Genomic DNA, 23,979 nt, shown 5'->3' with positions numbered 1-23,979 from the left:
GTCTCAGAAAGCGCCGGCTTTCTTCCAGCCCAGGTAGCGTGTCACCAGTGCGGGGCCCAGCTCGGATGGCAAGGTGTCCAGGACGGATAAGCCATGTGCGGTCAGGCGGTCATGCAGCTCGTCCCGTGTGTTGAGGTAGTCGATAGTGCCGCTGTAGGCCAGGGCTTCGGGCAAGGTTTGCACGGGGGCTTGACGCAGTTGGTCGAGTACCTCCTCGCGCAAGCTGACCACCAGCACCTTATGTTGACGACTGATGCGTTTGACGGCCGTCAACAGGGCTTCATCGTCCTCGTCCCGCAGGTTGCTCACCACAATGACCAAGGCTCGACGCTTCTGCCGGGCCAGCAGTTGGCTTGCCGCCGCCTGATAATCGGCGATCCGTCGGGTGGTGTCCAGGTCGTACACCGCATTGAGCAACAGGTTCAACTGGCTAATGCCCTTGACCGGCGCCAGGTAGCGCGATTGGTCACCGGCAAAGGTGCACAGCCCCACGGCATCGCCCTGGCGCAAGGCAACATAGCTGAGCAGCAGGCACGCATTGAGGGCGTGGTCAAAATGAGACAGTTCGTCATCCTGGCTTCGCATGCGCCGGCCGCAATCAAGCATGAACACGATTTGTTGGTCGCGCTCATCCTGGTATTCACGGGCGATGGGGGTGCGTTGTCGGGCGGTGGCTTTCCAGTCGATCTGTCGCAGGCTGTCGCCTTCGCGAAACTCACGTAGTTGATGAAATTCCAGCCCCAGACCGCGCCTTTGACGTTGACGAACGCCCAATTGGCTCAGCCAGTTGTCCACACCCAGCAGTTGGGCGCCGTAGAGCCGAGCGAAATCCGGGTAGACGCGGGTGGAATCGCTCACTTCGATAAGGCGTCGTGCCGCCCACAGCCCCATAGGGCTGGGCAGATGTATTTCGCAACGACTGAAACTGAAATGCCCGCGCCGCAGGGGGCGAAGGCGGTAGCCCAGTTCGCTGCGTTCACCGGGATACAAGGTTATGGGTTGAGGCATGTTCTCCACGCTCAGCCCGTCGGGGGAATGATCGAATACCTGCACCGTCAGCGGCTGTGGGAAGTCGTGCTCCAGAGCCAGGCGGATTTCGCCCCAGCGTCCCAGCGCCAGGCTGCCGGGCATCTGCCGTTGTACATGCGGAGATGGACGGCGATGCAATCGTACGGCGTCCAGCATGGCCAACAGAAATAACGCCAGGAGTAATCCCCAAACGACTGAGTGCAAGGTGTCCGGTACTGTGAGCTGCAATGCTGCCGCAGTGCCCAGCAAAATGCCCAGACCCAGCAATGCGCCAAGCCAGTTCAACAGCAGACGGGTCGGTTTCATGGGCGAGTCACTGCCGGGGTGCCGGAATCTGATCCAACAACTGCCGGAGCACCTGGTCGACCTCCAGCCCATCGATATCCAGCTCTGGGGCGATACGTACGCGATGACGCAGTACTGCCAGGGCGCATCCCTTGATATCGTCCGGTGTTACAAATTCACCACCGCGCAACAAGGCGCGGGCACGGGCGCCGCGGACCAGGTCGATTGAGGCGCGCGGTCCTGCACCGATCGCCAGCCCTGGCCAGCTGCGTGTAGCGCGTGCCAGGCGCACGGCATAGTCGAGCACCTGTTCATCCAGGGCAAGGTCACTGGCAACCTGCTGCAGTTGCAGCACATCTTCGGCCTGCAATACGGTGCGCAATGGGTGTACAGCCAGCATGTCGGCCCGCGACGAGCGGGTGACTTCGCGCACCATCTCCAGTTCCTGCTGCGCGTCGGGGTAATCCATGCGCACCTTGAGCATGAAGCGATCCAGTTCCGCCTCCGGCAGGGGGTATGTGCCTTCCTGTTCGATGGGATTCTGGGTCGCCAACACCATGAACGGTTGGCCGATGGGCAGCGCCTCGCCTTCGAGGGTCACCTGCCGTTCCTGCATGGCCTCGAGCAAGGCTGCCTGGGTCTTGGCTGGAGCACGGTTGATTTCATCGGCCAGCAACAAGTGGGTGAACACCGGCCCCTTGCGCAGCTTGAACTGTTCGGTATGCAGGTCATACACGGCGTGGCCTGTGACGTCGCTGGGCATCAGGTCCGGGGTGAACTGGATACGCGCGAAATCGCCCTCGAAGCAGCGTGCCAGGGCGCGCACCAGCAAGGTTTTGCCCAGCCCTGGCACGCCTTCGAGCAGCACGTGGCCACCGGCGATCAGCGCGGTCAGGACGTCTTCGATCACCGAATCCTGGCCAATCACTGCCTTGCGCAACTCAGTGCGCAGGGCTTGGGCTTGCCCACTGGCGCGTTGCAGGGCTTCACTGGTCAAGGCAGTGGTGCTTGGGAAATCACTCATAAGGCATTCCTGAGGGTTTGCAGGCACGCCACCTGTCGGCTGAAATCGGCGCTGGAAAGCCGTTTTGCCGGGAGTGGGCCAAGGGCCTGGTTGATGACGTGAGAGGGTTGGCGCGTCAGGTGTTCAAGCACGCGGCGCTGTTCTGCGTTGTCGAGGCGTTCAAAACCGGGGTGGCGGCGTCGGGCCGCACGCAAGATATCGCGTTGCAAGGCCTGCAGCAGGGTGCCCTGGCCGCTGCGCCGCAGCAGGAAATCGGCACTGGCTTTCAGGTGTTCCTGCAATTGGCGACGCGCGGGGGATGCAGGGGCCCGAATCGGGCCTTGACGCACGCCGGCCCGCCAAAGTCCCAAGGCGACGAGGGCAGTGAGTGCCACCAGGGCTTGGGGGAAATACCGCATCAGCAAGGTGAACAGGTCGTCGAAGTCGCTGTTGAACAGCAAAGTCACGGCGGTGCCCTGGTTCAGGTACCACAGCAGCCAGGCGTTGTCGTGCTTGCCGATGTTCGGGGTTTTCCACAGGTCGCTGTCCGTGATCACTGTGACGCTGCCTTCCCCAAGGTCGAGCTGCATCAGGTGGCTGGCCCTTGCGCTGTTGGCGGAGAATTGAGCCAGGTGCTTGGGGTCGGTCAGGTTGAAATCTGTGTCGAAACTGAAATAAGCCGGTGCGGTTTCATTGTCGACATAGAGTTTGGTCAGGTCCCGGGCTTTCTTGCTTGAGGGCTTTTTGAGGGAAGTGGCAGGTTCTTCAGGTTCGTCACTCAGTGTCTGGTGAATCTGGAGGCGATCGAGCAGCAGGTCACCGCTTTTGCCAGTCTCTTCATCCCACAGCGCCTCGGCGACCAGCAACAGATGGCCGCCTGACCTGGCCCACTCCAGCAACTGTTCTACCTGGCGTGGCGACATATTACTGCGCTCGCCGAGCAGCAGTAGGCTGTTGCCCTTGGAGGGCAAGGTGTCCAGCTGTTTCAGGTTATACGCATGCTCTACGGTCAGGCCTTGTTGGCGCAGAAAGTGTTCGGCTGCCAGGTAAGGATTGGCCAGCGCCTCTGGCGAAGGACCACGATCTACCACTTCGTCATAGGGAGTCGCCTTGCTCCATACGTAGTAACCGCCCGCGCCAAGCAGGCACGCCAGTAATAACCCCACCCATCGTAATGGCCGATTCATGAATTGCTCCCTGGGCTGAACAGGGCGCGCCAATCACTGCATAGTTTCTGCTGGGCAGGCAGCGGAGGCAGGCGGTGACCATAAGCGAGGTTTTGCCAATGCCGGGTCAGTTCATCACTGAAGGCCAGCAGCTGTGGTTGCTGCAATTGGTGTACACGTGCCAGGACCTGGCCTTCGGTATCAGCGCTTTTCAATGGCAGGTTGAAATCATGCAATAACCGGCTGAGCAGGCCTCGATACAGCAGGGCGAGGGCTACCCTGGGTTGGGTGGCCCATAGCTGTTCGGCGGCTTCGGCAACGTCGTCGGGCAAGGTCTCGGTACCCAGTTCAAGACCGAACAATTGCGTGGGCAGCGGTTTGGCAACCTCTGTCTCACGCGGCCCGCGCCGGCTGACGAAGGTGTGCAACCAGTCTCGGTAACGCCACGCGAGCATGATCAGGCTGCCGATGAAAACGCCCCACAGTAGAACTTCCAAGCCTTGGGCGATGTGCTTGAAGGTATCGCTGTTGAGGTTGTCCAGCAGCGCCTTCAGCCAATCGGGAAGTCTGCCGTCACTGTGTGTTTTGTTTCTACCGGCTGGCTTTTCTTCGCCAAACCGATAACGGGTTACGGTTTCCGGGTTCTTGAAGGGCGGTTTGTCCAGCAGCGATTTGATGGATTGGCTCGCGCTCGGGGTACTCAGCGGTTTGGAGGGACTGGAAGCTTCGGCCATGACAGGAGGGCTGAGAGGCAGCAGCATCAGTCCGATCATCAATAACAACAGCGGGGCCACATTGCTCAGGCGCTGACGAAGGCGTCGGAAGACCAGCTCCAGGTCCCAGGCTTCCAATACGGTGCGACGATTAAGGTAGAGGCTGAAGCCGCAGGCGACATAGATGGGCTCCCAAAATATCAGCAGCAAGACATAGAATGCGTTGCCCAGGTGCTCCAGCCATAACCCTTCCGAACTTGTCGCCAATAACAGGCGCTGCCAGTCCCAATCCATCTCGAGGTTTTGTGGGATGAACAGATAGAACAGTGCCATGCAGCCGAACCACAGGCCTATTTCCAGGTGCATTCCGATGATGGTGAGCCAGCGCGCGGCTCCGGCATTGCGTTGCTGCAACACGCCCAGGCGTTTCTGGCGTGCCGGGCCGTCCAGGCCTTCGAGTTGGCTCACCGGCATTACAAAGCTGCGGCTCAGGCTCAGCCGTCGCCAGGTCAGGCTGGCCAGCAGTTGACCCTTGAGGAGGAGCGGCCACTGGCGCACAGCGTGCTTGATAGTGGGCGTTTCACCAAACAGGGCCTTGGACAAAATGTACAGCGGCAAGCGGTCGAAGGCCGGCTTGAGCCACCAGAACAGAAATATGGCGGTGGACGGATACTGCCACAGCAGGGCTGTAAGCAAGGCGAACACAGGTACGGTGACCAATGCCCAACTGCCCATCAATAGCACGCGATGCTCCCGTGCCATCAAGGCGCCAAGATCCATGGCTTCCCAGGCAGTACGCGGCCGGATGACCACGCTGGCATCAGTCAGGCGCATGGCGATTCCTTCCCGCAAAGCCTAGGTAAGTGCCCACCAGCAGCCACAGAACAGCGCCCACCAGGTATTTGACCCACGGGGTTATCACGGTGGTGGATGACCAATAAGCCTCGATGAACGCTGCGATCAGCAGGAAAATCATGACACCGCAGAGCATTTGCACGCTCTTGCGTGCAGCCAGCCGCAATGATTCACCACGGGTCAATTGTCCCGGAGCGATCAGTGCCCACCCCAACTGCAAGCCTGCGGCCCCGGCCAGGGCGATCGCGGTCAGTTCGAATGCGCCATGGCCGATGACGAATGACCAGAAGGTCTGGCCATAGCCGATCTCGGTCAGGTGACCGGAGACCGCACCGATGATGAGGCCGTTGAAAATCAGAAAGAACACGCTGCCCAGGCCGAACACTAAACCCGCGGCAAACGTCTGGAACGCGATACCGATGTTGTGCATCACGTAGTAGCCGAACATCATCCAGTCTTCGCTCGATGCTCGCTCGGCGGCGCGGCCCAGGCGGCTGGCATCAGGGTCGTACATGCCCTGCATCTCGGCCACCTGTTGCGGGCTGACGATGCTGTAGATCAGGTCGGGAAACAGGTAGACCAGCAGGGCAATACCCACCAGGCTGCCAAAGAACAGCAGGCTGGCGATCAGCACAAAACGCCACTGCTCCCGTACCAACCGAGGAAAATCGGCGAGTACAAAGCTCAGCGCATTCGCCGCCAGTTGGCTGCGATGACGGTAGAGTTGTTGGTGGCCGCGCAGGGCCAGTTGTTGCAATGGGTCTACCAGATAGCTGCTGTAGCCGCGTTCCTGGGCCAGGGCCAAATGCTGGCACAGGCGTCGATATTGATGAGGGAAATCGGCCACGTCACCGGCCTTGGCCTGGCCTTGCTCCAGCTGTGTGAGCTGCTCGGCGAAGGCTTGCCATTGGCGCTGGTGACGGCTTTCGAAAAGGCTCTGTTTCATGCTGGCCCCAGCAGGCCACGGGCCACGCCATTGAGTTGTTCCGCAGCGCGGGCGGGGGATACCTGCAAGGGGGCGGCAAGAATCGAGGCCAATTCGTGAACGCGCTCGGTGGACAGTTCCCCCTGGCGTTCCGCGAAACCAAGGATCGCCCGTTGTTCGCTCAAATCCAGGGCGAAGGGCAGGCGCAGGGCCGTCGCTTGAGGAATCCGGGGGCGTACCAGCGGCTGTTCACGGTAGATCACCAGAGTGCCGGCGGCCAGGTCGCCCAGGCGCTTGAAATGGGGGTGCTGCAGGCAACTGATCGCGCCGAGGCAGTAGCCGAACGGCAGCATGTCGACAAACCGCAGCAGGTTGCGGATCAGTGATGCGGACCAGCCAATCGGAGTGCCGTCATCTTGTACGACACGCAACCCCATGACCTGCTTGCCGGGTGAGCAACCCTGGTTGAGCACCTCGAACAGCACCATGTACCACCAACTGATCAGGAACAGCAGCAGCGCTCCCAGGCCGATACCGACGTTGCCAAGCAAGGCCAATGGCACCAGCAGAACGCCCATGACCACCGCGCGTACGCCCAGGTCGAAGGCAAAGGCGAGCACGCGCGGCACCAGGCCGGCCGGGCGCAGGGGCAGGTCGATGCCCTCCGGGGTCTCGATCTGGTAGCGGGTGTCCAATGGGGCTGACGGCATCGCGATCCTTGGCAGTGCAGAGTGGCTGGAAGACACGGATGCTAGCAGTGTCGGGGATGGAAGCAACCACTCAAGATTTTGCTGGATGTTTGTACAGTGTATTTGGTGCTGGTCGCGGACGCCTTCCAGCGCCTAGACTTTGTCGATCTTCAGTACAGGAACAGCCCGTGACCTCCATTTTCTGGTACGACTATGAAACCACCGGCATCAACCCGCGCAGCGATCGCCCTCTTCAGGTAGCCGGAATTCGTACCGACCTTGAACTCAACGAGATCGGCGCGCCGGTCAATCTCTATTGCAAGCCCAGCGACGATATCCTGCCGCACCCCATCGCCTGTGCGATCACTGGAATCACGCCCGCAATACTCGCGGAAAAAGGCTTGGCCGAGGCTGACTTCATGACTCGGGTGCACACTGAACTGGCCGTCCCGGGTACATGCGGCGCCGGTTACAACACGCTGCGGTTTGATGACGAGATGACGCGCTACAGCCTCTATCGAAATTTTTTCGACCCCTACGCACGAGAATGGCAGGGGGGTAACAGTCGCTGGGATTTGATCGACGTGGTTCGCACCGCCTACGCCCTGCGCCCGGAGGGCATCGAATGGCCGCAGCAGGATGGGCGTGTCACGCTCAAGCTGGAGCGGCTGACCGAAGCCAATGGTATCGACCATGGCCAGGCACACGATGCGTTATCCGATGTGCGTGCCACGATTGCATTGGCTCGGCTGGTACGTGAGAAACAGCCCAAGTTGTATGAATGGCTGTTTCAACTGCGCAGCAAGCAACGGGTGATGGACCAGGTGCGTCTGCTGCAGCCGATGGTGCATATTTCCGGGCGTTTTTCTGCCGAACGTCATTACCTGGGGGTGGTGCTGCCGCTTGCATGGCACCCGCGTAATCGCAATGCATTGATTGTCTGTGACCTTGGACTCGACCCGCAGGGGCTGCTGGACCTTGATGCCGATACCTTGCGCCAGCGTCTCTACACCCGCCGTGACGATCTGGCCGACGGTGAACTGCCGGTCCCCCTCAAATTGGTGCATATCAATCGCTGCCCCGTGGTGGCGCCCATGAATGTGCTGCGCGCAGAAGATCGTGAGCGTCTGCACTTGGACATGAGTATTTATCAGGAGCGGGCGCTGCGGCTAACTGACGCACAGGAACTTTGGCGCGATAAGTTGGCGGCCATTTACGCGCACGAAGACTTCACGCCGAGTTCGGACCCTGAGCAACAGCTTTACGACGGTTTTATCGGAGACCGTGACCGGCGTTTATGTGAACAAGTCCGAACGGCTGAGCCTGCGCAATTAGCGCGCCAGCAGTGGCCTTTTGATGACGAGCGTTTGCCTGAATTATTGTTCCGCTACCGAGCGCGCAACTTCCCCGATACGTTGAACAGCGAGGAGCAACTGCGCTGGAAACTTTTCTGTCAGCAACGTTTGTCGAGCCCGGAATGGGGCGCACCGAATACCCTTGAGGCGTTTGAACAGGCTCGGCGTGAGTTCGCTATAAGTGCTACACCGTTGCAGTCCCAGGTGCTGGAGCAATGGCAGGAGTATGCGGACTCTCTAGCAACCAGAATGAATCTGTAGTCGGTTTTGCAGACTATGCAGACAATAAAAAACGCCAGCAAGCTGGCGTTTTTTATGTGTAACGGCTCAGGCGCAAGCCTGGTGAGGCTTAGCCCAGCAGGGTAGCCCAACCTTCAACTACGTCACCGCCCCACTTGGCTTTCCACTCTTTCAGCGTTTTGTGGTTGCCACCTTTTGTTTCAATCACTTCGCCGTTGTGCGGGTTTTTGTACTGTTTGACTTTGCGGGCACGCTTGGTACCGGTAGTTTTTACGGCGCCGCGTGGAGCCTTAACTTTCGACTCTGGATCCAGCAGCGCAATGATGTCACGCAGGGATTTGGAGTATTCACCCATCAGGGCGCGCAATTTACCTTCGAATTCCAGCTCGGTTTGCAGTTTGTCGTCTTGGGACAGGTTCTTCAAACGGGCTTGCAGCTCTTTGATAGCTTCTTCGGTGGCACGGTATTCGTTGATCAGAGACATGTGGACTACCTTATGTAGAGCGCTGATTGACAGGGATAGTGGCCCAATAATAGTCAGGCGGTTTGCCCAAGTAAACATTTAAGGTCGCATTTATGTGAATTACTTTGAATGTTTGTAGCAATGCTATGCATTCGAGTTAATTACCAGGGCGTAGACCCTAAGATAAATCTGCTTGAAAAGCGGGAGCAGCCCTGGCGTGGCGCAACAGCCTCATATATGGAGTGGTAAAACCATAGGCTATTAAGGGACAAGGCTGTGGGCGATGATCAGAATAAACGTTAACGAGTACTGCAGTTTTCCTGCGCAATCGCTAGAATGGCGGCCTTTGCGAAGTTCTGGAGTTTTCCCCTAATGCGCACTTTTCGGCTGGTGATTGCTTGCCCGGACCGGGTCGGCATCGTTGCCAAAGTCAGTAACTTTCTGGCCTCCCACAACGGCTGGATCACCGAGGCGAGTCATCACTCGGACAATCTCAGCGGTTGGTTCTTCATGCGTCACGAGATTCGTGCCGATTCGCTGCCTTTTGGTCTTGATGCCTTCCGCGAAGCGTTTGCGCCGATCGCCGAAGAGTTTTCGATGACCTGGCACATCACCGACACCGAGCAGAAAAAACGCGTGGTGTTGATGGCCAGCCGCGAATCCCACTGCCTGGCCGATTTGCTGCACCGCTGGCACAGTGATGAACTGGACTGCGAGATCGCTTGCGTGATTTCCAACCACGACGACCTGCGCAGCATGGTCGAGTGGCATGGCATTCCGTATTACCACGTGCCGGTCAACCCGCAGGACAAGGAGCCGGCGTTCGCCGAGGTTTCCCGCCTGGTCAAGCAGCACGAGGCTGACGTTGTGGTGCTGGCGCGCTACATGCAGATCCTGCCGCCGGAACTGTGCCGCGAATACGCCGGCAAGGTGATCAACATTCACCACAGCTTCCTGCCGTCGTTCGTAGGGGCCAAGCCTTACCACCAGGCTTCCCTGCGGGGCGTGAAGTTGATCGGCGCGACTTGCCACTACGTCACCGAGGAGCTGGACGCCGGTCCGATCATCGAGCAGGACGTGGTGCGTGTCAGCCACAGCGACAGCATTGAAGACATGGTGCGTTTCGGTCGTGACGTCGAGAAGATGGTCCTGGCCCGAGGCCTGCGCTACCACCTGGAAGACCGCGTGCTGGTGCACGGCAACAAGACAGTGGTGTTCTGACCGACCTGTTGTGATTGAAGAATGAAGGGCCTGGGCGTTAAATCGTTCCAGGCCCTTTTTGTTTGCGCGCCTTTGAGGATTGAGCGATGAGTGATCCGTTGGACAAAGCCACGTCAAAAGCCCCCGCTACGTTGGGGGAGGGGTGTTTGAGTCGATATGACCCGGATGACCTGGACAGCGAGGACGGCACCGAATTTCCCGGTGCCGCCGAGTTGTGGGAGCAAGAGCAGGCCAGGTCCGAGCCTGAGGACTGCTGATCAAATCCGGAAACTACCGACCAATTGCTTCAACCGTGCCGCTTGTTGCTCAAGGTCGGCACATGCTCGCAGCGTGGATTGCAAGTTTTCCACCCCTTCCTGGTTGAGGGTGTTGATCTCGGTAATGTCCATGTTGATCGACTCCACCACTGAAGTCTGTTCCTCAGTCGCGGTGGCGACCGACTGGTTCATGCCGTCGATCTCGCCGATGCGCTGGGTCACGCTGTTCAGGCGTTCGCCTGCCAGGTTGGCGATGTCCACGCTGTCGAGGCTATGGCGCTGACTATCACTCATGGTACTGACCGAATCCCGGGCGCCGACTTGCAGTTCCTCGATCATCTTCTGCACTTGCTGCGCAGATTCCTGCGTGCGATGCGCCAGGTTGCGCACTTCATCGGCAACCACCGCAAACCCACGGCCCGCTTCCCCGGCACGTGCCGCTTCAATGGCAGCGTTTAACGCCAGCAGGTTGGTTTGCTGGGAAATACTGGTAATGACTTCGAGAATCTGGCCAATATTCACCGTCTTGCTGTTAAGCGCTTCGATATTGCTGCTGGAAGCGCTGATCATCGCTGACAGCTGATTCATCGCCTTGATATTGCGCTCGACCACTTGCTGGCCGTCCTCAGCCAGATGCCGCGCATCGCTGGCCTGATGGGACGCTTGCGCGGCATTGCGCGCAATTTCCTGGGCGGCTGCGCCCAATTCATTGATGGCGGCGGCGACACTGTTGGTACGGTTGGCCTGCTCGTCGGAGTTGACCATCGACGAGTTGGACGCGCTGACCACCCGCAGTGCTACCTCATTCACAAGTTCGGTGGCTGAGGACACCTCGCGGATCGACGTATGAATACGCTCCACGAAGCGGTTGAACGCGTTACCCAGTGTGCCGAACTCATCATGATTCTGGATGGTCAGGCGACGGGTCAGATCGCCTTCGCCATCGGCAATATCCTGCATGGCGCGGGTCATCACATGCAGCGGTTGCATCAATACGCGGATAAGCATGCCGAGCAGGGCAATGATGATCACCACGGCGATAACCGTGGCTATTACCGCCGAAGTGCGGAATTCGCTGAGCATGGCGAAGGATTTGTCTTTATCTACTGAAATACCGACGTACCAGTTCACCGAGGGCAGGCCCTTGATCGGTGTAAAGGTCACGATGTTGTCCTTGCCGTTGGCCTCGACTTCGCTGAAGTCAGGACTGATCTTCGGTGTATTTTTTGGATAAACGTCAGCCAGGGTTTTCATCACCAGGTTTTTGTCCGGGTGTACCAGTACCTTGCCATCGGCGCTGACCAGAAACGCGTAGCCCATGCCGCCGAAGTCCAGCGCGCCAATGTTATCCACCAGGGTTTGCAGGCTCAGGTCGCCACCCACTACGCCGATGCTCTGAGCGCCTCGAGTGCTGGGGGTAGCCACGGAGATGATCAATTTGCCGGTGGCCGCATCGATATAGGGTTCGGTCAGGGTTGAGCCGTTGCTGCTTTGGGCGCCCTTGTACCAGGGCCTCACACGCGGGTCGAAACCATCCGGCATCTTGGTGTCGGGGCGGATGGTAAAGGCGCCCTGACTGTCGCCGACGTAGGTCGCCATAAATGAGGACGTCAGGGTTTTCTGTTCCAACAGGCCGGCAACCGCAGACGGCTCGGGGTTGATGGCGATGTTTTGTGCGGCGTTTTCCACCAGCGCAATACGCCCGCTCAGCCAGGTTTGAATGTTGCTGGCGGTGACGTCGCCCATTTCATGCAGGTAGTTGTTGAGGTCGTCGCGAATGGCGTTGCGTTGCAGGTAGTCGTTGTAGAGGGTAAACAGCGCGAAAGCCGCGATGACGATAAGGGAGGCTGCAAGCAGGATTTTGTGGCTGAAGCGCAGATTTTTATTCATGGCTTGTAGGGTCCGCTAAGGTCTTAATATCCAAGGCGCGTCCTTGTGGGATGCGCAAAATGACAGCGTCAAAAAAGGTGTGATACTTCTTGTAGTAGCTCTGGTGGTCCAAGTAGGAACTATCTGACCTATTTTTAGACTTTGTGGGTCTCACATCTGCCTGTATCGACCTGGCGACACTAAAGATTAACCATGGGTGACGAAATGCCTGACTCCTCGCAACTGCTTATCGGTGCCGATCTTTCCGGCCAGCCCATCGCCCAGGCCATGCGGTTGGCCAATCGCCACGGGTTGATCGCCGGTGCCACCGGCACGGGCAAGACCGTTACATTGCAACGCCTGGCGGAAGCCTTCAGTGACGCCGGCGTGGCGGTGTTTGCCGCGGACATCAAAGGGGACCTTTGCGGCCTGGGCGCCGCAGCGAACCCGCAAGGCAAGGTCGCCGAGCGCATCGCCGGCATGCCTTTCCTGAACTACACGGCCAAGGCTTATCCGGTCACGCTGTGGGATATCCACGGGCAGTCCGGTCATCCATTGCGCACCACCATCAGCGAGATGGGCCCGTTGTTGCTCGGTAGTCTCCTGGAGCTCACTGACAGCCAACAGTCGGCGCTTTACGCAGCGTTCAAGGTGGCGGATCGTGAAGGCTTGCTGTTGCTGGACCTCAAGGACCTCAAGGCACTGCTTAATCACTTGCGCTATCACCCGGAATTACTGGGTGAAGACGCGGCGCTGATGACCACCGGATCCAGCCAGGCCCTCTTGCGGCGCCTGGCGGTGCTGGAGCAACAGGGCGCTGAAGCCTTGTTTGGCGAACCGGCCCTGCAGTTGGAAGACATCCTGCAACCCACCAGCGATGGGCGCGGGCACATCCATCTGCTGGACGCCAGCCGCCTGGTGCACGAGGCACCGAAGGTGTATGCGACGTTCCTGCTGTGGCTGTTGGCGGAGCTATTCGAGCAACTGCCCGAGCGTGGCGATGCAGACAAGCCGCTGCTTGCACTGTTTTTTGATGAAGCTCATTTGTTGTTCACCGATACGCCCAAGGCCTTGCAGGAGCGCCTGGAACAGGTGGTGCGGCTGATTCGCTCCAAAGGCGTCGGTGTGTATTTCGTCACTCAATCGCCAGGCGACCTGCCGGACAGCGTGTTGGCCCAACTCGGCCTGCGCATCCAGCATGGCTTGCGGGCGTTCACCACCAAGGAACAGAAATCCCTGCGCGCCGTAGCGGATGGGTTTCGGCCAAACCCTGCATTTGATGCCTTGTCGGTATTGACGGAACTGGGCACAGGTGAGGCCTTGGTGGGCACCTTGCAGGAAAAAGGCACGCCGGAAGTCGTCCAGCGCGTTTTGGTGGCACCGCCGCAATCACGGATAGGGCCGCTCAGCGAAGCCGAACGCGCCGCGTTGGTAGCCAGCTCGCCGCTGCAGGGGCGTTATGACAAGCCGATCGACCGGGAGTCCGCTTACGAAGTGCTGATGTCACGCAAGGCGCTTGGCCCGACCGAAGAAACCAGGCCGACCAACGACGAGCCGAGTTTCACCGACAGGGCCGGTGCATTTCTGGGCACCACGGCAGGCAAGGCGCTGAAATCGGCGATGCAGCAGGCCGCCAATCAGATGGGACGGCAACTGGTGCGTGGTTTGTTGGGATCGTTGCTAGGCGGCAGCAAGCGCAAATAGAGATTCAGGGTTTGGGCCTGGCGTGGGCTGCCAGCCGCTCAAGTGCAGCGCGCAAGGCGGGGTTACTGATCCCGTCGGCTGTTGCCTGAATGGTTTCGGCGGCATTCGTCGACAGGTCGTGAGTATGCTCCACCACGGCAGGCAGGGTGGTGGGCGGTTGTACCTTGAACTGGATGCGCGTCAGGCCGGCGAATTCATCAAAGGCCATCAATTGACGTTGCAGGCGTTTTTGCTGATAACGCAGACGTGTCGCCCAATGGCCATCTGTGACAATTAGCAGCAGGTTGCCTTCGCGCCAGGACGCTACGCGGCAGTGTTCGCGCGCGGCCGGTTGCAGCTGGCTTTCAAGCAGGCGTTGCAGGCGGCCCAGGCGTTGCGCATGGCCGAAGATGGCTTTCAGCGGCTTGGCATCACGAAGCAACACCGCAGGCGCGCGGGCTGGTGAGGGGCGAAATGCCATTATTGGACACCTTAAGTAACAGAGCTGCCATCTTAGCAGAAACCCCCCGTACGCCCCAGGCGCTGCATCCATGGGTTTTGTTCGTGAAATCAATCGGTAACTTCTGCGCTCCATGGGTTGAAGTTCCGGTAAAAGCCCTTATTTTAAACAAGCCCTCTCACCGCCCCATGCCAGCATCGGGGAACAACGCCACTTTCCTCACCCACGATTCCGGGTAGAATGCGCGTTCGCATGCGGCCGTGAGGGCTGCTCGGGCCACTCACGGTGCGCCCTCCATCCCTATGTGTGGAAGAACCTGCCGATATGTTTGCGCCTTTGTTAAAGAAACTTTTTGGAAGCAAGAATGAGCGCGAAGTCAAACGCATGCTCAAGACGGTGCAGCTGGTCAATGCCCTCGAAGAGCAGATGGTTGCCCTTTCGGACGAGCAATTGCGCGCCAAGACCCAAGAGTTCAAGGCCCGCATAGCCAAAGGTGAAACCCTCGACAAACTGCTTCCCGAAGCCTTTGCGGTCGCCCGTGAAGCCGGTAAGCGTGTCATGGGCATGCGCCACTTCGACGTCCAGTTGATCGGCGGCATGACCTTGCATGAAGGCATGATTGCCGAAATGCGCACCGGTGAAGGCAAGACCCTGGTGGCGACCCTGGGCGTTTACCTCAACGCACTGTCCGGTAAGGGCGTGCACGTGGTGACGGTGAACGACTACCTGGCTCGCCGCGACGCCAACTGGATGCGCCCGCTCTATGAATTCCTCGGCCTGACCGTCGGCGTGGTAACGCCGTTCCAGCCGCCGGAAGAGAAGCGCGCTGCCTATGCCGCCGACATCACCTACGGCACCAACAACGAATTCGGTTTCGACTACCTGCGCGACAACATGGCGTTCAGCATGGAAGAAAAATTCCAGCGCGAACTCAACTTTGCCGTGATCGACGAAGTCGACTCCATCCTCATCGACGAAGCCCGTACCCCGCTGATCATCTCCGGCCAGGCCGAAGACAGCTCGCGCCTGTATACCGAGATCAACAAGTTGATCCCGCGCCTGGAGCAGCACATCGAGGAAGTGGAAGGCGTGGTGACCAAAGAAGGCCACTTCACCATCGACGAGAAGACCCGCCAGGTCGAACTCAACGAAGCCGGTCACCAGTTCGTCGAAGAAATGCTGACCCAGATCGGCGAGCTGGCCGAGGGTGAAAGCCTGTACTCGGCGCACAACCTGGGCCTGTTGACCCATGTGTATGCCGGCCTGCGTGCCCACAAGCTGTTCCATCGCAACGTCGAGTACATCGTGCAGGACGGCCAGGTCGTGCTGGTCGACGAGCACACCGGCCGTACCATGCCGGGTCGCCGTCTGTCCGAAGGCCTGCACCAGGCCATCGAAGCGAAGGAACACCTCAACATCCAGGCTGAAAGCCAGACGTTGGCGTCCACCACCTTCCAGAACTACTTCCGTCTTTACAACAAACTGTCCGGCATGACCGGTACGGCCGACACCGAAGCGTTCGAATTCCACCAGATCTACGGTCTGTCGGTGGTGGTTATCCCGCCGAACAAGCCACTGGCGCGTAAGGACTACAACGACCTGGTGTTCCTGACCGCCGAAGAGAAGTACGCGGCGATCATCAACGACATCAAGGACGGCATGGCCAAGGGCCGTCCGATCCTGGTGGGTACCGCCACCATCGAGACTTCCGAGCATGTGTCCAACCTGCTCAACAAGGAAGGCATCGAGCACAAGGTCCTCAACGCCAAGTTCCACGAAAAAGAAGCCGAGATCATCGCCCAGGCCGGTCGTCCGGGCGCACTGACCATCGCCACCAACATGGCGGGTCGTGGTACCGACATCCTGTTGGGCGGCAACTGGGAAGTGGAAGTCGCGGCCCTGGACAACCCGAGCCCCGAGCAGATCGCCCAGATCAAGGCCGACTGGCAGAAGCGCCACCAGGCCGTGCTGGAATCCGGCGGCCTGCAGGTGATCGCTTCCGAGCGTCACGAATCGCGCCGTATCGACAACCAGCTGCGTGGCCGTGCCGGTCGCCAGGGTGACGCCGGTTCCAGCCGCTTCTACCTGTCCCTGGAAGACAGCCTGATGCGCATCTTCGCCTCGGACCGCGTGAAAAACTTCATGAAGGCCCTGGGCATGCAGTCCGGTGAAGCGATCGAGCACCGCATGGTGACCAACGCCATCGAGAAGGCGCAGCGCAAGGTTGAAGGCCGCAACTTCGATATTCGTAAGCAACTGCTCGAGTTCGATGACGTCAACAACGAACAGCGTAAAGTGATCTATCACATGCGTAACACGTTGCTGGCCGCCGACAACATTGGCGAGACCATCGCCGATTTCCGCCAGGACGTGCTCAACGCCACCGTCAGCGCACACATCCCGCCACAATCCCTGCCTGAGCAGTGGGATGTTGCCGGCCTGGAAGCAGCGTTGAAGAGCGACTTCGGTGTCGACTTGCCAGTCCAGCAGTGGTTGGACGAAGACGACCATCTTTACGAAGAAACCCTGCGCGAAAAACTGATGGCCGAATTGCTGGCCGCGTACAACGAGAAAGAAGAGCAGGCGAGTGCCGAAGCACTGCGCACCTTCGAGAAGCAAATCGTTCTGCGCGTGCTGGACGACCTGTGGAAAGACCACCTGTCGACCATGGACCACCTGCGTCACGGCATTCACCTGCGCGGTTACGCCCAGAAGAACCCGAAGCAGGAGTACAAGCGCGAGTCGTACACGCTGTTCTCCGAACTGCTGGATTCGATCAAGCGCGATTCCATCCGTGTGCTCTCCCACGTTCAGGTGCGTCGCGAAGACCCGATCGAGGAAGAAGCCCGCCTGCGTCAGGAAGCCGAGGCACTGGCTGCGCGCATGCAGTTCCAGCACGACGAAGCACCGGGCCTGGAAGCCCCTGAGGTATTGGGCGAAGAGATCGATGTGGCCCTGGCTCAAAGCCCGGTGCGCAACGAACAGAAGCTGGGTCGCAACGAGCTGTGCTGGTGCGGCTCGGGCAAGAAGTTCAAACACTGCCACGGCCAGATCGAATAAGATTTCCGCCTGACGCTGCAACACCCTGCGCCGCGACCGGCTCCTGCCGTCGCGGCGTTTTGCCATTAATTTCACCGTCGCTCACGACGGCACAGACATCACCCATTTTTAAGGAGCGCATTCATGGCTGTTGGTCTTGGTCCTTTGCCCACGTTGCACCCGGTTGCCGGTTTTGAACTCGGTATCGCTTCGGCCGGCATCAAGCGCCCGGGGCGCAAGGATGTGGTCGTGATGCGTTGCGCCGAAGGCTCGACCGTTGCTGGTGTGTTCACCCTCAACGCGTTCTGCGCCGCGCCGGTGATCCTGGCCAAGCAACGCGTGGCCGGTACCATCCGCTACCTGCTGACCAACACCGGTAATGCCAACGCTGGCACCGGCGAGCCAGGTCTGGTAGCGGCGGCGCGTACCTGCGCCAAGCTGGCCCAACTGACCGGCGTGGACGCCAGCCAAGTGCTGCCGTATTCCACCGGCGTGATCGGTGAGCCATTGCCCGTCGAAAAAATCGAAGGCGCGCTGCAAGCCGCATTGGACGACCTGTCTGTGGATAACTGGGCAGCCGCCGCCACCGGCATCATGACCACCGACACCCTGCCAAAAGGCGCCAGCCGCCAGTTCGTGCACGACGGCGTGACCGTCACCGTGACCGGCATCAGCAAGGGCGCGGGCATGATCCGTCCAAACATGGCCACCATGCTCGGCTACATCGCCACCGACGCCAAAGTCTCCCGCGACGTGCTGCACAGCCTGATCCTGGACGGCGCCAACAAGTCGTTCAACCGCATCACCATCGATGGCGACACTTCGACCAACGACTGCTGCATGCTGATCGCCACCGGCCAGGCCAACCTGCCGGAGATCACCGAGGCCAGCGGCCCGCTGTTCGCCGCGTTGAAGCAGGCGGTGTTTGAAGTGTGCATGGACGTGGCGCAGGCCATCGTGCGGGACGGCGAGGGCGCGACCAAGTTCGTGACGGTTGAAGTCAACGGCGGCGCTAACCACCAGGAATGCCTGGACGTGGGTTACACCGTGGCTCACTCGCCACTGATCAAGACCGCGCTGTTCGCCTCTGACCCGAACTGGGGCCGTATCCTGGCGGCCGTCGGCCGCGCCGGTGTGCCGGACCTGGACGTGAGCAAGATCGATGTGTTCCTGGGCGATGTGTGCATTGCCAGCCGTGGCGCCCGTGCTGAAACCTACACCGAAGCCCAGGGTTCGGCGGTGATGCAGCAGGAAGAAATCACCATCCGCATCGAGTTGGGTCGCGGCGAATGCAGCGAAACCATCTGGACCACCGATCTGTCCCACGAGTACGTGAAGATCAACGCGGAATACCGTACCTAAGAGGATAAGCGCGGTGAAACGAGTGCATGTAGCAGCAGCGGTGATCCGCGGTGTCGACGGCAAAATCCTGCTGGCGCGCCGCGCCGATACCCAGCATCAGGGCGGCCTCTGGGAGTTTCCCGGCGGCAAGGTGGAAGCCAATGAATCGGTAGCCGGCGCACTGTCCCGCGAATTGCAGGAAGAGCTGGGCATCCAGGTCACCACGGCGCGACCGCTGATCAAGGTGCAGCATGACTACCCGGACAAGCAGGTGTTACTGGATGTCTGGGAAGTCTCGGCTTTTACCGGTGAGCCCCATGGCGCCGAAGGGCAACCGCTGGAGTGGGTGGCCCCCCGGGATCTGCTCAACTACGAGTTCCCGGCGGCCAATGCACCGATCGTTGCGGCTGCGCGTTTACCTGCCGAGTACCTGATCACCCCGGGCGAACTGGAAACCCCGACGTTACTGCGGGGTATTCAGAAAGCCATTGCTGGCGGCATCAAGCTGGTGCAACTGCGCGCGCCCAACGGCTACGACCCCAAATACCGCGACCTTGCGGTGGATGCGGTGGGCCTGTGTGCGGGCAAGGCTCAGTTGATGCTCAAGGGGCCGTTTGAATGGCTGGGGGATTTTCCTGCGGCCGGTTGGCACATGACCTCGGCGCAATTGCGCAAATACGCCAGCAAGGGGCGCCCGTTGCCGAAGGATCGCTGGCTGGCTGCTTCCTGCCATAACGCTGAGGAATTGGCTCTGGCAGAAATGATGGACGTGGATTTTGTCACGCTGTCGCCGGTGCAACCGACCCAGACCCATCCTGATGCGCAGCCGTTGGGTTGGGAGCAGGCCGCAGAGCTGATCCGTGGGTTCAGCAAACCGGTGTTTCTGTTGGGCGGGGTTGGACCCGCCGAGCGGGAGAAGGCTTGGGAGGCCGGGGCCCAAGGTGTCGCAGGGATTCGCGCGTTCTGGCCTGAGATTTGAGGCTGTTCTGACCGGCCTTATCGGGGAGGCAAGCCCCCTCCCACATTCGACCGAGTTCTACCGTTGGAATGCGGTCAAATGTGGGAGCGGGCTTGCTTGCGAAGGCGTCAGATCAGGCGCTGGATAATCAGTGGGGTTTAGCGGCAGCCTGCCATAAAACCTCGGCCACGCCCTGGCGCCTTGCAATCACCCGCGCCGCCACAAACAGCAAATCCGACAACCGATTGATATACGCCAACCCCACCCCTTCCAACGGCTCGATCGCATTCAACTGCTGACACCGCCGCTCCGCACTGCGCGCCAGGCTGCGGCACATATGGGCCTGGGCGATCAACGCCGAGCCTCCGGGCAGGATGAAGTTCTCCAGCGGTCCCACTTCTTCATTCCAGCGGTCAATCGCCGCTTCCAGCCGGTCCACTTCCGCCGCATTCAACGCCTTGTACACCGGCATCGCCAACTCGCCCCCCAAGTCGAACAAGCGATGCTGGCAAGGCGTAAGCACCTCGATCACATCCTTCAGTTCCGGATGTTTGCCACTCTGTTCTTCCAGGCTGGCCAGTAACAAGCCCAACTGGCTGTTCAACGTATCAACCTCGCCAATGGCCTCCACCCGTGGGTGATCCTTGGGCACGCGGCGGCCGTCGCCCAGGCCGGTTTCGCCCTTGTCGCCGGTGCGGGTGTAGATTTTCGACAGGCGAAAGCCCATGTTCATTGCTCCAGTTGGGTGAGTTCGTAAGGCGGCAGCTGGCTGCCGGCCAGGGGTAAGCGCAAGGTAAAGCAGGTGCCCTGACCGAGGGTGGAGTGCACTTCCATCTGACCTTTGTGGTTGTTGGTGATGATGAAATACGACACCGACAGTCCAAGCCCGGTGCCCTGGCCGATTTCCTTGGTGGTGAAGAACGGCTCGAAGGTGCGTTTGCGCACGTTTTCGCTCATGCCGATGCCATTGTCTTCCACCTGGATCTCCGCCCACGGCGGGTTGAGGCGGGTGCGCAGGATGATGCGCCCCGGTTCGCTGTCGTCTTCACGCAGGTGGATGGCCTGGGCTGCGTTTTTCAGCAGGTTGAGCAGGACCTGTTCGAGTTCGTTGGCGGTGCCGGGCACCGGACCCAATTGGGGATCGAACTGGCGGATGATCGCCTGGCCCTTGAAGTCAAAGCCGATGGCCAGGTCGAAATCGTTACCGGCGATCTCCACCGCCTGGTCGATCAATGCTGGCAAGTCGCAAGGCGCCATCTGCCGATTGCTGCGGCGACTGAAACTGAGCATATGGGTGACGATCTTCGCCGCCCGCGCCCCGGCCTGCTGGATGCCGTCGAGCAACTGCGGCACTTCGCGGCTTTGCAGGTAGCGGTTGACGGTCTCCAGCTCGATACCCACCTGTTCCGCGTGTTCCAGGTTCTTCGGCAAGTCGGGGGACAAGCGGCGGCGGATGTTCTGCACGTTATGCAGGATCGCGCCCAGCGGGTTGTTGATCTCGTGGGCCATGCCGGCGGCCAGGCCGCCGACGGAGAGCATTTTCTCTGACTGCACCATCATTTCTTCCAGAGACAGGCGCTGGGTGATGTCATCGATGCGGATCACCACGCCACGTCCGGCACCGCCCATCAGCGGGTAAAACGTGAGGGCATAGTGCTTGGCTTCGTCGTCCTTGAACCAGGTGACGCGTTCGATGCGTTCCACCGTGTGTTGCTCGACCGCCGCCCTGATCTGCGGCAAGTAAGGCTTGAGCGGCTGGAAGGCCAGGTAGATCGGCTGATTCAGGGCTTCATCCAGGCGCGTGCCGGAGAGGGCGCTGGCTTCCTGGTTCCATTGGGTGACGTAGAGCTGTTCATCCAGGGCGATCAAGGCCGAGGGCATCGAGTCGATGATGCTGTTCAGGTAATTCTGGAAACCGGTGAGCTTTTTCTCGATCTTGCTGCGGACCTGGACTTCCAGCTCCAGCTTGCGGTTGGTGTGGCGCGTCTCCTCGGCCAAGCCTTGGGCCTGGTCGTACGCGGCCTGGGAGTCGTCCCGTGCACGCTTGAGCTGCTGCTCTCGGGCTTCGATGCGCGACAGCATGGTGTTGAAGGCTTCGGCCAGGCTGCCGATTTCATCGCGGTTACCGCGACCGGCACGCAGGGCGTAGTTCTCTTCGCGGGTGACCTGGCGCGACAGTTCTTCCAGCTCGTGGATCGGCCGGGTGATCAGGCGTTTGATCTGGCGGGCGATGACCAGCCACAACAGTACGCTGAAAATCAGGATGCCCAGGCTGGCTGTCAGCGTGCCGGTGTAGAACGCCACTGGCAGCTCGCTGCTGGCCACCAGCAGCAAATGCCCGGACGGTTGGCCGGCGCGAGGCAGGGTGATGACTTGGTTGCTGCGAAACTCGGTGACACGCCAGGCCTCGATATGCCGGTAGTTATCGGGAAGGTGCAGGCGGTCACCGTGTTGCATCTGCGCTAAACGGTTGCCGTCGCCGTCATACAGGGCGGCGGCGCGCAGCGGCGAATAGCTGGTCAGTTCATTGAGCAATGCGTCGGCCTTGGCCGGCGATTCGAGGGCCTCGGCGGCGAGCGCCGGGTTGGACACCAGGCGGCCGATGGCCTGCAAGGCCTGGGGCGCCATGCTTTCCTGGGAAATCCAGTAGGCGGCGCTGATAAAGGTCAGGTTGGCCACCAGCAGTACGGTGGTCAATAGCACCAGCAGGGCGGCCAGCAGTTTCTGCCCGACCGGTAGGTTTTCAAGACGCTGGCGCAGCGGCATCAGGGTTTTCCCAGGTGATAGACAGGCGGGCAGGGTAGCGCGTGGTTCAGTCGCGGGGCAATCCGCGTGCAAGCAACTGCTCGACCAGGCGCACTTGCAACTGTTGAAGGTGCGGCAGGTTCAGTTGGTGACGGGCAGCCGCCTGGCAAGCATAGCCCAATAGGTAGCTGATTTCGGTGCGGCGGCCGGCGGCCACGTCCTGGTACATGGAGGAGTAGTTCGCGGCGGTGGCCTGGATCACCCGTTCCACCTCGTGTTGCAGGTCCAGCGCGGCGTCGGGCTGGCCGCAGCATTCCAGCAGTTCGCCGAGTTCGGCGCACAGGGTGGCGACTTCGCACTGGTGGGCCTGTAGCTCGCCATTGCGGCACTGATACAGCACGGTCAGCGGGTTGATGGCGCAATTGAGCGCCAGTTTGCGCCAGAGCCGCGTGAGGATGTCGGTGCTCCAATCGTGGGGGATGCCGGCGGCGTGCAAGTCGTCGAGCCACAGCGGCGGGGTAGGGTGGCCCGCATCGCCCAGCCAGGTGTAGCCATGGCCGGCGAACACCACGCGCCAGTCGCCGTCGCGAAACGCGCCTTCGGTGCTGGAGGCGAAGATGCAGCGGGCCTGGGGCAGTTGCGCGGCGACGGCATCCTGGCTGCCCAGGCCGTTCTGTAACAGGATTAGTTCGGCGTCCAGTGCAAGGCGGTGTTGCAACTGTGCGACGGCGGCTTGAGCGTCGTAGGCTTTGCATGCCACCAGCAGGCGATGAATCGGCCCCGGACTGTCAGCTGTTTCGCCGATCACCGGGTAGGTGTGTTCTACACCTTGTTCCACCAGGGTCAGCCCCTTGGCTGCCTGATAACTGGCCAAGCGCGCTTCATCGCGCAGGATCAACCGTACGGGCACGCCAGCGCGCGCCAGGCGAGTGGCCCAAAGGGTGCCCAGGCTGCCGGCGCCGAGAATATGCCAGGTGGTCGACATCAGTTTTTGCTCCGTAGGGTCGCCCGCAGCGAACGGGACGAAAGAACCGCTATAATGCCCCGGCATTTTAGCTTGGGCGCGCTCCATCTCTACTGAGCCCGCCCCTTATATTGGAGATATGACATGCCTTCGTTCGACGTGGTATCCGAACTGGACAAACACGAAGTCACCAACGCCGTCGAGAACGCCGTCAAGGAGCTGGATCGCCGCTATGACTTGAAAGGCAAGGGCAGCTTCGAATTCAAGGAAAAAGAGCTGACCGTCAACCTGACCGCTGAAGCCGATTTCCAGCTGGAAGCGATGATCGAGATCCTCAAGCTGTCGCTGGTCAAGCGCAAGATCGATGTGCAGTGCCTTGAAGTCAAGGACGCCTACGCCTCCGGCAAACTGATGAAGCAGGAAGCCGTACTCAAGGAAGGCATCGACAAGGAGCTGGCGAAGAAGATCGTCGCCCACATCAAGGACGCCAAGCTGAAAGTCCAGGCCGCGATCCAGGGTGAACAGGTACGCGTTACCGGCAAGAAGCGTGACGACCTGCAAGAAGCCATCGCGGCCCTGCGCGCCAAGACCTTCGACATGCCGCTGCAGTTCAATAACTTCCGCGACTGATGGCACATTGGGGAACCTGTGGGCGTTTTTGACGTCCCACGCCCCACAACCTGCGCCTACTATTGAGCCCTCCGGGGCTCAATTGCATT

At 60.2% G+C, this 23,979-nt stretch carries 20 protein-coding genes and 1 pseudogene; 8 read left to right on the top strand and 13 right to left on the bottom strand.

The features are described 5' to 3' along the window. Positions 1–3: 3 nt before the first annotated feature. From K5K89_RS23485 to K5K89_RS23460, 6 genes are read right to left on the bottom strand one after another with little or no spacing between them, the layout of a single operon-like run. A complete protein-coding gene (locus tag K5K89_RS23485) occupies positions 4–1,335 on the bottom strand; it encodes a DUF58 domain-containing protein (protein ID WP_222540353.1) in 1,332 nt (443 codons plus the stop codon). A 7-nt stretch (positions 1,336–1,342) separates the two neighbouring features. Further along, on the bottom strand, positions 1,343–2,338 hold the full coding sequence (locus K5K89_RS23480) for an AAA family ATPase (RefSeq protein ID WP_071489518.1): 996 nt from the start codon (positions 2,336–2,338) through the stop codon (positions 1,343–1,345). Next, positions 2,335–3,504, bottom strand: coding sequence for a DUF4350 domain-containing protein (locus tag K5K89_RS23475; RefSeq protein WP_222540352.1), 1,170 nt, complete (start codon positions 3,502–3,504; stop codon positions 2,335–2,337). Before K5K89_RS23475 ends, K5K89_RS23480 begins: the two co-directional genes overlap by 4 nt. Then, on the bottom strand, positions 3,501–5,030 hold the full coding sequence (locus K5K89_RS23470; protein ID WP_222540351.1) for a DUF4129 domain-containing protein: 1,530 nt from the start codon (positions 5,028–5,030) through the stop codon (positions 3,501–3,503). Before K5K89_RS23470 ends, K5K89_RS23475 begins: the two co-directional genes overlap by 4 nt. Continuing rightward, entirely contained in the window at positions 5,017–5,997 is a 981-nt protein-coding gene (locus K5K89_RS23465) for a stage II sporulation protein M (RefSeq protein ID WP_071489373.1), read from the bottom strand. Before K5K89_RS23465 ends, K5K89_RS23470 begins: the two co-directional genes overlap by 14 nt. Beyond that, complete coding sequence (locus tag K5K89_RS23460) at positions 5,994–6,686, bottom strand: RDD family protein (protein ID WP_222540350.1); 693 nt, start codon at positions 6,684–6,686, stop codon at positions 5,994–5,996. The genes K5K89_RS23465 and K5K89_RS23460 overlap by 4 nt, the downstream gene beginning before the upstream one ends. A gap of 167 nt (positions 6,687–6,853) precedes the next feature. Here K5K89_RS23460 and sbcB point away from each other — a divergent pair, with 167 nt between their 5' ends. Next, positions 6,854–8,281 carry an exodeoxyribonuclease I gene (gene sbcB, locus K5K89_RS23455; RefSeq protein ID WP_222540349.1) on the top strand — a complete coding sequence of 476 codons (1,428 nt, stop codon included), beginning with the start codon at positions 6,854–6,856 and terminating at the stop codon, positions 8,279–8,281. 88 nt (positions 8,282–8,369) lie between these two features. Here sbcB and mvaT read toward each other — a convergent pair whose 3' ends face one another. Beyond that, positions 8,370–8,744 (bottom strand): histone-like nucleoid-structuring protein MvaT, encoded by a 375-nt coding sequence (mvaT, locus tag K5K89_RS23450; RefSeq protein ID WP_016970296.1) that lies wholly within the window; start codon positions 8,742–8,744, stop codon positions 8,370–8,372. A gap of 351 nt (positions 8,745–9,095) precedes the next feature. On the opposite strand from mvaT, the gene purU reads away from it, so the two are divergent. Continuing rightward, positions 9,096–9,944, top strand: coding sequence for a formyltetrahydrofolate deformylase (purU, locus tag K5K89_RS23445; protein WP_071489376.1), 849 nt, complete (start codon positions 9,096–9,098; stop codon positions 9,942–9,944). 86 nt (positions 9,945–10,030) lie between these two features. Beyond that, positions 10,031–10,201, top strand: a complete 171-nt coding sequence (locus K5K89_RS23440) for a hypothetical protein (RefSeq protein WP_165447918.1) — start codon at positions 10,031–10,033, stop codon at positions 10,199–10,201. On the opposite strand, the gene K5K89_RS29070 is transcribed toward K5K89_RS23440, so the two are convergent. Together K5K89_RS29070 and K5K89_RS29065 are read right to left on the bottom strand one after the other, a co-directional pair. Next, entirely contained in the window at positions 10,202–10,966 is a 765-nt protein-coding gene (locus tag K5K89_RS29070; RefSeq protein ID WP_371322068.1) for a methyl-accepting chemotaxis protein, read from the bottom strand. Positions 10,967–11,059: 93 nt separating this feature from the next. Next, positions 11,060–12,091 (bottom strand): annotated as a pseudogene (locus K5K89_RS29065) (cache domain-containing protein); the annotation flags it as partial. Positions 12,092–12,295: 204 nt separating this feature from the next. Between K5K89_RS29065 and K5K89_RS23430 the strand changes: the two are divergent. Beyond that, positions 12,296–13,774, top strand: a complete 1,479-nt coding sequence (locus K5K89_RS23430; RefSeq protein ID WP_222540347.1) for a helicase HerA-like domain-containing protein — start codon at positions 12,296–12,298, stop codon at positions 13,772–13,774. Positions 13,775–13,778: 4 nt separating this feature from the next. Here the strand turns inward: K5K89_RS23430 and K5K89_RS23425 are convergent, their stop codons facing one another. Then, positions 13,779–14,234 carry a DUF721 domain-containing protein gene (locus K5K89_RS23425; protein WP_071489378.1) on the bottom strand — a complete coding sequence of 152 codons (456 nt, stop codon included), beginning with the start codon at positions 14,232–14,234 and terminating at the stop codon, positions 13,779–13,781. 303 nt (positions 14,235–14,537) lie between these two features. Between K5K89_RS23425 and secA the strand changes: the two genes are divergently transcribed. The 3 genes from secA (at position 14,538) to K5K89_RS23410 (ending at position 19,572) form a co-directional block, all read left to right on the top strand. Then, the gene (secA, locus tag K5K89_RS23420) at positions 14,538–17,273 is read left to right on the top strand and encodes a preprotein translocase subunit SecA (protein ID WP_071489379.1); all 2,736 of its coding nucleotides are present in this window, start codon (positions 14,538–14,540) and stop codon (positions 17,271–17,273) included. Positions 17,274–17,396: 123 nt separating this feature from the next. Continuing rightward, complete coding sequence (gene argJ, locus K5K89_RS23415; RefSeq protein WP_071489380.1) at positions 17,397–18,614, top strand: bifunctional glutamate N-acetyltransferase/amino-acid acetyltransferase ArgJ; 1,218 nt, start codon at positions 17,397–17,399, stop codon at positions 18,612–18,614. 13 nt (positions 18,615–18,627) lie between these two features. Further along, a complete protein-coding gene (locus tag K5K89_RS23410; protein WP_071489381.1) occupies positions 18,628–19,572 on the top strand; it encodes a Nudix family hydrolase in 945 nt (314 codons plus the stop codon). 127 nt (positions 19,573–19,699) lie between these two features. Here K5K89_RS23410 and K5K89_RS23405 read toward each other — a convergent pair whose 3' ends face one another. The 3 genes from K5K89_RS23405 to K5K89_RS23395 are packed head-to-tail and all read right to left on the bottom strand — an operon-like array spanning position 19,700 to position 23,281. Beyond that, positions 19,700–20,278, bottom strand: a complete 579-nt coding sequence (locus tag K5K89_RS23405; protein ID WP_071489382.1) for a cob(I)yrinic acid a,c-diamide adenosyltransferase — start codon at positions 20,276–20,278, stop codon at positions 19,700–19,702. 2 nt (positions 20,279–20,280) lie between these two features. Then, a complete protein-coding gene (locus K5K89_RS23400) occupies positions 20,281–22,317 on the bottom strand; it encodes a sensor histidine kinase (protein ID WP_071489383.1) in 2,037 nt (678 codons plus the stop codon). A 46-nt stretch (positions 22,318–22,363) separates the two neighbouring features. Next, complete coding sequence (locus tag K5K89_RS23395) at positions 22,364–23,281, bottom strand: putative 2-dehydropantoate 2-reductase (RefSeq protein WP_222540346.1); 918 nt, start codon at positions 23,279–23,281, stop codon at positions 22,364–22,366. Positions 23,282–23,404: 123 nt separating this feature from the next. Between K5K89_RS23395 and K5K89_RS23390 the strand changes: the two genes are divergently transcribed. Then, on the top strand, positions 23,405–23,890 hold the full coding sequence (locus K5K89_RS23390; protein WP_071489385.1) for a YajQ family cyclic di-GMP-binding protein: 486 nt from the start codon (positions 23,405–23,407) through the stop codon (positions 23,888–23,890). Positions 23,891–23,979: the final 89 nt, after the last annotated feature.

Origin of the sequence: Pseudomonas sp. DR208 (genome assembly GCF_019823005.1) — a bacterium.
In the GTDB taxonomy this organism is placed as follows: Bacteria; Pseudomonadota; Gammaproteobacteria; order Pseudomonadales; family Pseudomonadaceae; genus Aquipseudomonas; species Aquipseudomonas extremorientalis.
The sequence above is the reverse complement of the archived record's forward strand: the minus strand, read 5'-3'. Positions and strand labels throughout refer to the sequence as shown.

Excerpts from the sequence above, each read along its gene's own strand:
- K5K89_RS23485 (WP_222540353.1), bottom strand. The coding sequence starts at position 1,335 with ATGAAACCGACCCGTCTGCTGTTGAACTGGCTTGGCGCATTGCTGGGT.
- K5K89_RS23480 (WP_071489518.1), bottom strand. The coding sequence starts at position 2,338 with ATGAGTGATTTCCCAAGCACCACTGCCTTGACCAGTGAAGCCCTGCAA.
- K5K89_RS23475 (WP_222540352.1), bottom strand. The coding sequence starts at position 3,504 with ATGAATCGGCCATTACGATGGGTGGGGTTATTACTGGCGTGCCTGCTT.
- K5K89_RS23470 (WP_222540351.1), bottom strand. The coding sequence starts at position 5,030 with ATGCGCCTGACTGATGCCAGCGTGGTCATCCGGCCGCGTACTGCCTGG.
- K5K89_RS23465 (WP_071489373.1), bottom strand. The coding sequence starts at position 5,997 with ATGAAACAGAGCCTTTTCGAAAGCCGTCACCAGCGCCAATGGCAAGCC.
- K5K89_RS23460 (WP_222540350.1), bottom strand. The coding sequence starts at position 6,686 with ATGCCGTCAGCCCCATTGGACACCCGCTACCAGATCGAGACCCCGGAG.
- mvaT (WP_016970296.1), bottom strand. The coding sequence starts at position 8,744 with ATGTCTCTGATCAACGAATACCGTGCCACCGAAGAAGCTATCAAAGAG.
- purU (WP_071489376.1), top strand. The coding sequence starts at position 9,096 with ATGCGCACTTTTCGGCTGGTGATTGCTTGCCCGGACCGGGTCGGCATC.
- K5K89_RS23440 (WP_165447918.1), top strand. The coding sequence starts at position 10,031 with ATGAGTGATCCGTTGGACAAAGCCACGTCAAAAGCCCCCGCTACGTTG.
- K5K89_RS29070 (WP_371322068.1), bottom strand. The coding sequence starts at position 10,966 with ATGGTCAACTCCGACGAGCAGGCCAACCGTACCAACAGTGTCGCCGCC.
- K5K89_RS23430 (WP_222540347.1), top strand. The coding sequence starts at position 12,296 with ATGCCTGACTCCTCGCAACTGCTTATCGGTGCCGATCTTTCCGGCCAG.
- K5K89_RS23425 (WP_071489378.1), bottom strand. The coding sequence starts at position 14,234 with ATGGCATTTCGCCCCTCACCAGCCCGCGCGCCTGCGGTGTTGCTTCGT.
- secA (WP_071489379.1), top strand. The coding sequence starts at position 14,538 with ATGTTTGCGCCTTTGTTAAAGAAACTTTTTGGAAGCAAGAATGAGCGC.
- argJ (WP_071489380.1), top strand. The coding sequence starts at position 17,397 with ATGGCTGTTGGTCTTGGTCCTTTGCCCACGTTGCACCCGGTTGCCGGT.
- K5K89_RS23405 (WP_071489382.1), bottom strand. The coding sequence starts at position 20,278 with ATGGGCTTTCGCCTGTCGAAAATCTACACCCGCACCGGCGACAAGGGC.
- K5K89_RS23400 (WP_071489383.1), bottom strand. The coding sequence starts at position 22,317 with ATGCCGCTGCGCCAGCGTCTTGAAAACCTACCGGTCGGGCAGAAACTG.
- K5K89_RS23395 (WP_222540346.1), bottom strand. The coding sequence starts at position 23,281 with ATGTCGACCACCTGGCATATTCTCGGCGCCGGCAGCCTGGGCACCCTT.
- K5K89_RS23390 (WP_071489385.1), top strand. The coding sequence starts at position 23,405 with ATGCCTTCGTTCGACGTGGTATCCGAACTGGACAAACACGAAGTCACC.